Source organism: Pseudomonas sp. B414, assembly GCF_055408445.1.
In genome coordinates this window covers 24,132-35,085 of sequence record NZ_JBUZTQ010000046.1, presented here as the reverse complement: position 1 = coordinate 35,085, position 10,954 = coordinate 24,132, and the positions used below count along the sequence as shown (strand labels likewise).

13 protein-coding genes are annotated in these 10,954 nt (G+C 58.4%); 7 read left to right on the top strand and 6 right to left on the bottom strand.

Features of this window, described 5'->3' with window-relative positions:
- Positions 1 to 55 precede the first annotated feature (55 nt).
- From ACZRMH_RS23770 to ACZRMH_RS23755, 4 genes are all read right to left on the bottom strand, one after another.
- Positions 56 to 346: a fimbrial biogenesis chaperone gene (locus tag ACZRMH_RS23770; protein WP_464015548.1), complete on the bottom strand. Its 291-nt coding sequence runs from the start codon at positions 344 to 346 to the stop codon at positions 56 to 58.
- A gap of 63 nt (positions 347 to 409) precedes the next feature.
- On the bottom strand, positions 410 to 988 hold the full coding sequence (locus tag ACZRMH_RS23765; RefSeq protein WP_464015547.1) for a fimbrial protein: 579 nt from the start codon (positions 986 to 988) through the stop codon (positions 410 to 412).
- Between the two features lie 429 nt (positions 989 to 1,417).
- Positions 1,418 to 2,059 carry an oxidoreductase gene (locus tag ACZRMH_RS23760; protein ID WP_464015546.1) on the bottom strand — a complete coding sequence of 214 codons (642 nt, stop codon included), beginning with the start codon at positions 2,057 to 2,059 and terminating at the stop codon, positions 1,418 to 1,420.
- A gap of 49 nt (positions 2,060 to 2,108) precedes the next feature.
- Positions 2,109 to 3,791 carry a C13 family peptidase gene (locus ACZRMH_RS23755; protein ID WP_464015545.1) on the bottom strand — a complete coding sequence of 561 codons (1,683 nt, stop codon included), beginning with the start codon at positions 3,789 to 3,791 and terminating at the stop codon, positions 2,109 to 2,111.
- A gap of 185 nt (positions 3,792 to 3,976) precedes the next feature.
- Between ACZRMH_RS23755 and ACZRMH_RS23750 the strand changes: the two genes are divergently transcribed.
- The 3 genes from ACZRMH_RS23750 to ACZRMH_RS23740 are packed head-to-tail and all read left to right on the top strand — an operon-like array spanning position 3,977 to position 5,653.
- Complete coding sequence (locus tag ACZRMH_RS23750) at positions 3,977 to 4,339, top strand: CidA/LrgA family protein (RefSeq protein WP_464015544.1); 363 nt, start codon at positions 3,977 to 3,979, stop codon at positions 4,337 to 4,339.
- Positions 4,336 to 5,052 (top strand): LrgB family protein, encoded by a 717-nt coding sequence (locus tag ACZRMH_RS23745; protein WP_464015543.1) that lies wholly within the window; start codon positions 4,336 to 4,338, stop codon positions 5,050 to 5,052. The genes ACZRMH_RS23750 and ACZRMH_RS23745 overlap by 4 nt, the downstream gene beginning before the upstream one ends.
- Positions 5,053 to 5,062: 10 nt before the next feature.
- Positions 5,063 to 5,653, top strand: a complete 591-nt coding sequence (locus ACZRMH_RS23740) for an LON peptidase substrate-binding domain-containing protein (protein ID WP_464015542.1) — start codon at positions 5,063 to 5,065, stop codon at positions 5,651 to 5,653.
- Between the two features lie 2 nt (positions 5,654 to 5,655).
- Here ACZRMH_RS23740 and ACZRMH_RS23735 read toward each other — a convergent pair whose 3' ends face one another.
- Positions 5,656 to 6,972, bottom strand: coding sequence for a bifunctional DedA family/phosphatase PAP2 family protein (locus ACZRMH_RS23735; protein WP_464015541.1), 1,317 nt, complete (start codon positions 6,970 to 6,972; stop codon positions 5,656 to 5,658).
- A gap of 125 nt (positions 6,973 to 7,097) precedes the next feature.
- On the bottom strand, positions 7,098 to 7,760 hold the full coding sequence (locus tag ACZRMH_RS23730; protein ID WP_464015550.1) for a DNA-3-methyladenine glycosylase: 663 nt from the start codon (positions 7,758 to 7,760) through the stop codon (positions 7,098 to 7,100).
- A 176-nt stretch (positions 7,761 to 7,936) separates the two neighbouring features.
- On the opposite strand from ACZRMH_RS23730, the gene ACZRMH_RS23725 reads away from it, so the two are divergent.
- From ACZRMH_RS23725 to rlmH, 4 genes are all read left to right on the top strand, one after another.
- A complete protein-coding gene (locus ACZRMH_RS23725; protein ID WP_464015540.1) occupies positions 7,937 to 9,208 on the top strand; it encodes a glutamate-5-semialdehyde dehydrogenase in 1,272 nt (423 codons plus the stop codon).
- A gap of 22 nt (positions 9,209 to 9,230) precedes the next feature.
- On the top strand, positions 9,231 to 9,899 hold the full coding sequence (gene nadD, locus ACZRMH_RS23720; RefSeq protein ID WP_464015549.1) for a nicotinate-nucleotide adenylyltransferase: 669 nt from the start codon (positions 9,231 to 9,233) through the stop codon (positions 9,897 to 9,899).
- Between the two features lie 71 nt (positions 9,900 to 9,970).
- Positions 9,971 to 10,465 carry a ribosome silencing factor gene (gene rsfS / locus ACZRMH_RS23715; RefSeq protein ID WP_464015539.1) on the top strand — a complete coding sequence of 165 codons (495 nt, stop codon included), beginning with the start codon at positions 9,971 to 9,973 and terminating at the stop codon, positions 10,463 to 10,465.
- Positions 10,466 to 10,474: 9 nt separating this feature from the next.
- Positions 10,475 to 10,942, top strand: a complete 468-nt coding sequence (gene rlmH / locus ACZRMH_RS23710; RefSeq protein ID WP_464015538.1) for a 23S rRNA (pseudouridine(1915)-N(3))-methyltransferase RlmH — start codon at positions 10,475 to 10,477, stop codon at positions 10,940 to 10,942.
- Positions 10,943 to 10,954: the final 12 nt, after the last annotated feature.

The following is a 10,954-nucleotide window of genomic DNA, read 5'->3' as shown; positions in this document are numbered from 1 at the left end:
AGTCATGGGAGAGGTGATGCAGGAAGCCTTGGCTATGCGGCATGATGCTCCGGCTTCAATTCAATAACCGTGTTGCACTCAGCTCCTGCAACCGCCCAGCCTTCAAACGTGCCAGCGTGGGGGTAATGATAAAGGGGATGTCCTTGGCTGCTTTGTTTTCATATTCCAGCCAGGACTGAAGCAAAATTTCCTGGGTTCCGGCATTGTGGCTGGTGATGCTGGCTTCTTTACTGGCCTCATCAAAAATAAGGCGGGTAGAACTAAGGGAAATAGCGGCATGTGCACTGTTATAGCCAGCCAGTAGTAATAGTCCGTAAATAATGTTGCGCAGGGTTATGCCATGCATGTAGATAAGTACTCTTGGCGTTAAAGTAAAAGGGCTATAGGCGACTGCCGCTATTAAATGGAGTTATAGGAATGTCAAAGTAAATGGCAGTGTGCCATTTGCTGTGCCTGGAGCCGGGTCGCCAGAACCTGAAACGGCGCGGATGTAAGCTGCCCGAAGGTTGATCGTTGCTGAACCTGTAGTGCCCAGGCCAGCCGTGAGTGCTTTCGGTGACGAAGAGGCCAGCTCATTGAGGTTTATCAAGCTGTTGTTGGAGTCGATAATTCCTATGCCGACACCTGTAGCAGTCCCGACTGTTTTGAGCAGGCGAGAGTCCACGTTATTGATGCCGCTGCCACTTGAGTTGGGAGTAAATTGTGCAGATACGGAAGTCAGGCCGGTTATGTTGGGGCAGTTAATGGTCAGTGAAATGGATTTGGTCGAACCGAAGTTTGTCCCTGATCCCGTGCCCAGTTCATTGATGGAAACAATACCCATGGGCACTATGATAGTGGCTGCCGTTCCTGCAGCGCTAGCGTTTACCGTGCAGGTAGAGTTGGTGATGGAGCCTGTAAAACTAATGATGCCGGAACTTGCTGCGTGAGCCATTGGGTAGAGGGATGACAGCGCAGCAAAGGTTGATATCAGTGCTAGTTTTTTCATGATGTTTAATTGCTTTTAAGTGATTTGGGGTGCTCATTGTGAGAGGGTGGAGAGTTTGATGTCTGTAGGTAAGGTTGTGTGTTTGAGTATGTGCTGGGTGCAAAGTGTGTGAGTTGTTTCGGATGGGATTGTCATCTTGGGCTTAAGCGTTGTATGAAAGTTCCGTGGTTTAAAGGGTGGGTCGTGTTGGTAATGTTGTGATGGTAGATATAAAATACAGAATGAATTGATAAGTTAGTTATATCTTAGTTGTTTGTCAATTGCAGTGGTTGCGGCGTTAAGTGCAGGCGGCGCTCGCTTGGCGCAGGGGTGGAAGTAAAGTTTTGGTGTACGAAGGCGGCGTAATGAGAGGGTGGCGGGCTAGTGCATTTAAAATGCCGGCGAGGTGGGGGCTCGCCGGGCAAGAACATAAATAGCAGGCAGGTGCAGCTACTTGCCCAGCCGCCTCAGTTCATCCGACTCTATTACCCGCACCCCATCCTGTTCTTCCAGCGCCAGGCGCCATAGTGCTCGGGCCAGTTGGCAAGCTTCGATACCGTGGTATTTACCCGGAAGCAACTTGGACAACGGCCCGGCAATTTGTTCGGCGAGACGTGGTTCAACGCGATCCCCAAGCAGCAGCGAAGGACGGGCGATGGTTAGCTGTGGCCAGTCCTGGGCGCGCAACGATTGCTCCATCTCACCCTTGACCCGGTTATAGAACACCGAGGACTTGGGGTCGGCGCCAATGGCGCTGACCACAATCAGGTGCCGTGCGCCCATTTCTCGGGCGCGCTTGGCGAAGGCCACCACCATGTCGTGGTCGACTGCGCGGAAGGCCGCTTCCGACCCCGCCTGTTTGATCGTGGTGCCCAGGCAGCAGAAGGCCACATCAACCCGGCCACTGAGTTGTGGCAGGAACACAGCGGGGTCGCCGACCGGGTTTTCCAGGTGCGGATGTGCCGCCAATGGCTTGCGCGAAGGGGCAAGGACGCGGGTGATGGTCGGCTCATTGAGCAGGCGGTCGAGCAGCAATTCACCCGTCAGACCGGTGGCTCCAGCGAGCAGGATATGTGAAGGCGTCAAGTGCATAGTGTTTCTCCCTCGATACATTCAGCTTAGTCATTCCAGGTTTATTTGCTTACTGCAAAGCCTGTTTTGCTTGTTGCTGACGTAAACGTTGCCAGTGGGCCAGAACGCCTTTTGGCGCCCATATTTGTGGCTCGGATGGCTCGTAGCCATCAGCCTGTTCGCGTTCGGCGACGTACTGTGTGGCCAGTTTAAAGGCTTTTTGCAGGTCGTCGGTCTGGTTGAGTGCCTGGGCGAAAAGAGCGTTACCGAAATAGGTGAAGTCGGCTTCTTCCGAGCAGCCAAAGGACACGCGATCAGCTTGTGATGCGGTCATGATCAAGGTTTTATCATCTTTAAGTGCGGGGATAAAACCACCCGAGTAGCAGGACGAAATCACGATGATCTTGTCGCGGTTTTTCAACGGGGCCAGCGCTGTGGCCAGTTCGTCGGCGGGCAGGTCTGCCAGTTCCAGGCGCGGCTGGTCGAGCACCAGTTCGTGTTCCTGGGTGCCATGGCTGGTGAGGTAGATAAAAATCAGATCTTCCGGTCCGCTGCGTTCAGCCAGTGTTTTGGCGGCGCGGTGCAGGTTTTCGCGGGTGGCCATGGGACGGTCGAGCAGATGGTCGCGGTGGTTGACCAGGGTGATCTGGCCGCGGCTGCCAAAACGGCTGGCGAGCATGTCGTTGACGTAGTCGGCTTCGCGCTTGAATACACTTTGCTTGCCGTCGCCCGCCAGCACCAGGCTGTACAGCTCAATGGCCGGTGTGGAGGGCGCAACGCTGGCCAGCGCCTCGTTGAGCAGCGTGCCCTGGTTGAGCAGCCCCAGTTCCAGCGGGTCGGGCAGCAAATTGCCCTTGGCATCGCGCACTAGCTGGCCATTGCGCCACAGACCGCTTTGTACCGTACCGTCGCTGAGGGTCAGAGTGCCTTGGCCGTGATAAGTGTCAGCGACGAACTCGCCGTCATAGCTACTGCCGTCAGCCATGCTCAAGTGGCCGGGACCATTGAAGCGCCATTCGCTGAACAGGCCGCGATAGTGGCTGCCGTCGATGCCGATCAGCTCGCCCTTGCCGGTCAGTGCACCGTCCTTGAATTCGCCGATCCACACATCGCCGTCGGCATTTTCATAGCGACCTTTGCCGTTCAGCTGGTTGTGCTTGAATGCACCTTCGTACTGGTCGCCATCAGCACTGTTGAAGACGCCATTCCCCTCCAACTCGCCATTGACGAACTGGCCGCTGAATTCGTTGCCGCTGGCATCGCTGCGCTTGCCTTCGCCATGGGGCTTGCCGTGGGCAAACTGACCCTGGTACTGGCTGCCGTCTTCCAGCTCAAGGTGGCCGTCCCCCGAGAACTGGTCATCCTTGAATTCGCCGCGATAGCTCATGGCGCCTTCCTTGAGCGTGCCTTCCCCTTCGCGCCGGCCCTGCTTGAAGCCACCGACATAGGTGCTGTCATGGGTGGTCAGGCTGCCCTGGCCGCTCCACTGGCCGTGCTCGAAGCCGCCGCGATAGACGTCACCATTGCTGGCGTGCCATTCGCCCTGGCCGTGCCACAGGCCATTTTTGAAGTCGCCGGCGTACCAACTGCCGTTGGGGTAGTCGATACGGCCCTGGCCTTGCAGCAACCCATTGACCACTTCGCCCCGGTAGCGCCCGCCATCGGGCAGGCGTGCGTCGGGCGGCAACAGTGATTCACCGTCACCACAGGCCGTCAGCAGCAGGGTTAAAGCTAGGGGGGCAAATGGGCGCATAGCTGGATCCGGATAATTAAGCCTGCGAGTATGCCGCAGCAGTGGAGGGTGTCTATAGGCTCAGATGAAACATCGATGCTATTCATGTGTGGGGCTAAACCAAAGTCGACAAGGCCGGGCCATGCCGGTGGTCGGCAGGACGTGCTTATAATGCGGCACAACAAAATAATGGCTGGAGAGGTGAGATGTTGTTACGCGGCTTGACATGGCTGGTGCTGTTTCAATTGCTTGGCACGGCCCTCAATCACTTGTTCATCCCCGTGTTGCCCGGGCCCATTATCGGGTTGTTGTTGCTCCTGGGCTTTTTGATCGCCCGTGGTCAGGTCAGCGAGCCATTGAGTCAGGCTGCCAGCGGGCTGCTGCGTTATCTGCCCTTGCTGCTGGTGCCGCCTGCGGTGGGGGTGATGGTGTATGCCGCTGATATTGCGGCCGACTTCTGGGCCATTGTCGGCGCGCTGGTACTGTCATTGTTGATCTCCATGGCCTTTGTCGGGGTGTTGATGCAGCGCCTGCTCAAGCATCACAACCATCCTGAGGAGCGGCCATGACTGTTGAATGGCAAGGGGCCTGGGAGTCAGTCATCCATCATCCGTTGTTTGGTATCGGTATCACCCTGGGTGCTTATCAACTGGTGCTCGCGGCCTACGAGAAAACCCGCTGGATCTTCTTGCAGCCAGTGCTGGCCTCGATGCTGCTGGTGATCGGGGTGCTGCTCAGTTGTGGCTTGAGCTACGCCGAGTACCGCAAAAGCACAGATATTCTGAGTATTTTGCTGGGCCCGGCGACCGTGGCCCTGGCGGTACCCTTGTACCTGAACCTGCGGCGAATCCGGCAGCTGTTCTGGCCCATTTTTACTACGCTGGTGATTGGGGGCGTGTTTGCCACCGCGCTGGTGGTGGGCCTGGCCTGGTGGTTCGGGGCCGAGCATATGATGCTGATGACCCTGGCGCCCAAGTCCGTCACCTCGCCGATTGCCATGCTGGTGGCCGAGCAGATCGGTGGTGTTGCTGCGCTGGCGGCGGTGTTTGTGCTGATTACCGGGGTGATCGGGGCGATTTGCGGGCCGGGCCTGTTGCGCCTGCTCGGGGTCCATAGCCCGGAGGCGCGGGGTATGGCACTGGGCATGACGGCCCATGCGGTTGGCACTTCTGTGGCCCTGCAGGAAAGTGAAGAGTGTGGCGCCTTTGCGGCGTTGGCGATGAGTCTGATGGGTGTGGGCACAGCGGTCTTCTTGCCGTTGGCCGTGACCCTCGTGGTGTAAGGGTGAAGCTATGACATTGCCGCTGTTTCCTTTGAATACGGTGCTGTTTCCGGGCTGCGTACTGGATTTGCAGATTTTTGAAGCGCGCTATCTGGACATGATTGCCCGCTGCATGAAGCAGGGCACAGGCTTCGGTGTGGTGTGTATCCTGGATGGTCGCGAGGTGGGCAGTGCGCCCCAGGATATTGCCGGGGTTGGCTGTGAAGCCCTTATCCGCGATTTTCAGAAGCAGGATAACGGCCTGCTGGGGATTCGCGTTGAAGGCGGGCGGCGCTTTGAGGTGCTGAGCACTGATTTGCAGCGTGATCAATTACTGGTCGCGCAGGTCGAGTGGCTGGACGAAGTGCCCGAGCAGCCCTTGCAGGAAGAAGACCAGGACTTGCTGGCTCTGCTCAAGGCCCTGGCCGAGCATCCGATGGTGGCGGCCCTGAACATGAATACCGAGGTGGCAGGTCAGCAGTCATTGGCCAATCAACTGGCGTACCTGTTGCCCTTTGCTGAAGCGGACAAGATCGAGCTGCTGCAGGTCAATGACCCGCAGCAGCGTCTGGACGGGATTCAAGTACTGCTTGATGAGATCCAGGGCGAAGCGCTCAACTGATGTCAGTATGCGTAGCGCAGCAGTTCTTTGGACAAGTGCCCGAGCATGAAAAAGCCGTAGAGCGCGGTGATTGACGGCAAAATCAGCCACCAGATTTTTTGCGGGATTGGCTCCAGCGGCATAAATCGTTGGCTCAATGCCAGGGCGAAGGCGTTGACGGTAATGGCGAGCAGTGCGCCAGCGGTGATGTCTGTTGGCCAGTGAGCGCCCAGATACACCCGCGACATGGCCACGGTGATCGCCAGCAGGCAGCCCAGCAATACCCAGGTCACACGCATGCGCTGCGGCTGATTGCGCCCGGCCAGAATCGCCATGGCGACAAAAAACGCAAAGGCGCCTGAGCTGTGGCCGCTGGGCATGCTGTAGCTGGTCAGCGGATCGACCAGCACTTCGGGACGTACCCGGGCGAAAAAGTGTTTGGTTGTGGTATTGGCCAGCGCGGTAAACAGCGTGACCCCGCCAAAGAACCACATCGCCCGCCATTGCCGGGTAAATAGCAGAATGATGCACACCAGTGCCGCCGCCAAAAACTGCGTGCGGAAGTTGCCGATTTGCGTCACCAGCACGGCGGCAGTGTCCATGGCGCTGCTGCGATGCTCTTGTACCAGGGCATTGATGCCCTGGTCGAAGGCGGTCATATGCGGATAGCCAATAAAGACCGCCAGTAGCAGAGTCAGGCTCAGGGCGCCGATCAGCACTGTGGCCCTGGATTGGCGACGGATACTGGCATTGATGCTCAAGCCCAGCAGGGCCGCCAGGCCCACGGCGACAATGGCTGCCTGCGGCCAGAAGCCTTCGGGCAATGGCAGGCGAATGGCCGCACCGGTTGCCCAGCCCGGCAGCAGGTAGGCCACGGCCCAGCCTGCACCGGCCAGCAGGCTGACACCGATAAAGCGCGGGATCGGCATGTCGCACATCCCGGCCACCATTGGCAGCATGGGGCGTAATGGGCCGATAAAGCGGCCAATCAGCAGGCTGACAATGCCGTAGCGATGGAAGTAACTCTCGGCGCCGTTCATCCATTCAGGGTGGGTGCGTAGCAGCGGCAAACGCCGGATATTTTGGTGGAAACGTCTGCCCAGTGCGTAAGACACCACGTCACCCAGCAGCCCGCCGAGAAAACCCAGCAGCAAGGTTTCGCCCAGAGACAAGGCGCCACTACCGGCCATGACGGCAATGGCGAACAGCAATACGGTACCGGGAACGATGATGCCGGCAATTGCCAGGCACTCCACGCACGCCACTATAAACACCGCAAGGCCCAGCCACTGCGGGTTGGCTGTGAGCCAGCCAGTTACGCTATCGAGCCACGGGCCCATGTTTCAATTTCCTTATTCGGTAAAAATCAAAAGCCCCTCACCCCAGCCCTCTCCCGGAGGGAGAGGGGGCTAAAGGCAAAAGCAGTTTCGTGCAGCAATACAAATAGAGAGTGAGGGCGCTTTAATTACAGAATCAAAAAATCGCGCTCCTCAACCTGCCCGCGGCGCAGCGGATTGCGCGTGCAATACGCAGCGTAGCCAGCAGCATCGACAAAGCGGTACATCAAATGCTCGTCGCGCCCGTGGGGGATACCCAGGCGGGTAGTCTGGATGATCCGCGAAGGTTGTTCTCTGACGTCATCGACCCACAATCGTTCGGGGTCGAAACATTTGGCATCCCAATCGCCCACCTTCAGGCCTAGCGCCTTGCACAGCAGGGTTTGCCCGGCGCAGAGTTTTTGCTCCGTACGCGGGTTGCCTTGGCTGTCGGGGTTATTAAGCTGCATCTGCGTCAGGCTGTCCGGCCCGGACAATGCATCCAGCCACGGGTAAGCCGATTTGATCAGCACCGCATTGCCAGCCCCGTGGGCGCTGAAGTTCAGCGAGTCACCACCGCGGGCGTAATACATATAGATATGCCCACCATCGAGAAACAACGCCTTGCGCTTTTCGGTGTAGCCCAGCGAGGCGTGACTGCCCTTGTCGGCGAGGTAATAGGCTTCGGTTTCGATAATTCGTGCGCTGAGCCACAGGCCGTTGACCCGATGGCGGATGACTTTGCCCAGCAGTTCGCGGGCGACAAGCTGGGCGTCACGATCGAAAAAGGCGTCAGGCAGCATCATTGGCATTTTCAGGAGGGTCAGTAGATAGCTGAAAAGGCGCAGATAATAGCAACTCATGCTTAATCGGGGCTGAACACAGTGTATTTGTAGTCCATTTCGACCATCCGCCTGCCACCGCTGTGCGTAAGGCGGCTGGACCGCTATAATCGGCCGCTTTCCTCCCTGCCAAGACCCTTGAGACCATGACTGAGTCCGTTCTTGACTACATGACCCGCCTGGGTCGCGCTGCTCGCGAAGCTTCCCGCGTGATTGGCCGTGCCAGTACGGCGCAGAAAAACCGTGCCTTGCACGGCGCTGCGGCCGCCCTGGATGCCGCCCGTTCGGAGCTGGTTGCCGCTAACGAACTGGACCTGGCCGCCGGCCGGGCCAACGGCCTTGAGCCGGCCATGCTGGAGCGTCTGGCGCTGACCCCTGCCCGCATCGACAGCATGATTGTCGGTTTGCGTCAGGTGGCAAGCCTGCCAGACCCCATCGGCGCGATCCGCGACATGAGCTACCGCCCCTCGGGTATTCAGGTAGGCAAGATGCGCGTGCCGTTGGGTGTAGTCGGAATCATCTATGAGTCGCGTCCGAACGTGACCATCGATGCTGCCAGTCTGTGCCTGAAGTCAGGGAACGCCACCATCCTGCGCGGTGGTTCCGAGGCGATTCACTCCAACCGTGCCATAGCCGTGTGCATCCAGCGCGGCCTGGCCGAAGCTGGCCTGCCGCCAGCCGTGGTGCAAGTGGTTGAAGTGACTGACCGTGCCGCTGTCGGGGCGCTGATTACCATGCCCGAGTACGTCGATGTGATCGTGCCGCGCGGTGGCAAGGGCCTGATCGAACGTGTCAGCCGTGATGCCAAGGTGCCGGTAATCAAGCACCTGGACGGTATCTGCCATGTGTACGTCAGTGCTCATGCCGATCTGGCCAAGGCTCAGCGCATTGCGTTCAATGCCAAAACCTACCGTTATGGCATTTGCGGGGCGATGGAAACCTTGCTGGTGGATCAGGCTGTGGCAGCAGACTTTTTGCCGGCCATGGCTGAACAATTTCGTGCCAAGGGCGTCGAACTGCGCGGTTGCGAACGCACCAGGGCGTTGATCGACGTGGTTGCGGCTACCGAAGAAGACTGGAATACCGAATATCTGGACGCAATTTTGTCGATTCGCATCGTTGACGGGCTGGACCAGGCGATTGAGCATATCAATCACCATGGTTCCCATCACACCGACTCGATCGTGACCGAACATCAAGGTGACGCACGGCGTTTTATGGCCGAAGTGGACTCCAGTTCCGTGATGCTCAACACACCCACCTGCTTTGCCGATGGATTTGAATACGGATTGGGTGCGGAGATTGGCATTTCTACTGATAAGCTGCACGCCCGCGGCCCGGTGGGTCTCGAAGGTCTGACCTGCGAGAAGTACATCGTGGTCGGTGATGGCCAGTTGCGCGGTCAGGAGCCGGTCTGACTTGGTCGCCCTTAAAGCGTCAATGTCGGCACCGAAAGTTAAAGTGTTACCCCTGCGCATAGGCGTCTTGGGTGGAACCTTTGACCCGGTGCATATCGGGCATCTGCGTGGCGGCCTTGAAGTAGCGGAGATGATGGAGCTCGACGAGCTGCGTCTGACCCCCAATGCCAGGCCGCCCCACCGCGATACCCCGCAGGTGTCTGCCCACGACCGTTTGGCGATGGTCGAGTGCGCAGTCGCAGGAGTGGCTACGCTGGTAGTGGACGCCCGGGAGCTGCAAAGGGACAAACCGTCCTACACGATCGATACGCTGGAATTGATGCGGGCCGAGATGGCCGCGCAAGACCAGCTGTTTTTACTCTTGGGTTGGGACGCTTTTTGCGGCCTGCCCACGTGGCATCGCTGGGAAGAGTTGCTCCAGCATTGCCATATCCTGGTGCTACAGCGCCCGGATGCCGACAGCGAACCGCCGGATGCCTTGCGCAACCTGCTGGCAGCGCGCTCGGTTAGCGACCCGCTGGCCCTGAAGGGGGCAAGCGGACAGATTGCATTCGTTTGGCAGACGCCGCTCGCGGTATCCGCCACCCAGATCCGTCAACTGCTGGCCAGCGGTAAGTCGGTACGTTACCTGGTGCCCGACGCGGTCCTGGCCTACATCGATGCGCACGGGCTTTACCGTGCGTCGAACTGAAAAAGGTGTGTTTCAAGGCGCGAATTGACGTGTATTGAAACACCCGAACATACGAGCAAAACGAGTTTTATATGACTGACAAAGATGTAAGCAAAGTAAAGCGCAAAGGCACATTCAAAAGCGCCCCACTGCCGGAAAAAACCTTCAGCAACGAGCCCCTCAAAGGTGAAGAGCTGGTCAAAATTGCTGTGACTGCCCTGGAAGACGTCAAGGCCCAGGACATCCAGGTAATCGACGTGCGTGACAAGCACAGCATCACTGACTTCATGATCATCGCCACCGGTACTTCCAACCGTCAGATCGGCGCGATGCTCGACAAGATCCGCGAAGCGGTGAAGGCTCTGGGCGTCAAGCCTCTGGGTGAAGAAGGCAAGGGCGACAGCGACTGGGTACTGCTGGACATGGACGACGTGATCGTTCACATGATGACTGCCAGTGCCCGTCAGTTCTACGACCTGGAGCGCCTGTGGGCCGGTGCCGAGCAAAGCCGTGCAGGCAGCGCTGCTCACCACAGCCCGGAAAACACCCATGAGCACTTCCTGAAGCTCAACAAAGACCAAGAGTAAGGGTTCGCCGTGCGCCTGCGTTTGATCGCTGTCGGTTCGCGTATGCCCAAGTGGGTGGAAGAAGGCTGGCATGAGTATGCCAAGCGTCTGCCATCCGAGCTGGCGCTAGAACTGGTGGAAATTCCGCTCAATACCCGTGGCAAGAATGCCGACGTGGCTCGATTCATCCGTCAGGAAGGCGAGGCCATGCTGTCCAAAGTCGGCCCGGGTGAGCGGATCGTAACCCTTGAAGTGCACGGCAAACCGTGGAGTACCGAGCAGCTGGCGGTTGAGCTTGACCGCTGGCGCCTGGATTCGCGCACGGTAAACTTTATGGTCGGTGGCCCGGAAGGGTTGGCGCCGGAAGTCTGCGCCCGCGCCGACCAGCGCTGGTCGCTGTCGCCGTTGACGTTGCCGCACCCGTTGGTAAGGATTCTGATCGGTGAGCAGTTGTATCGCGCCTGGACAGTATTGTCCGGGCATCCGTATCACAAATAGCTCAGCGCCCTG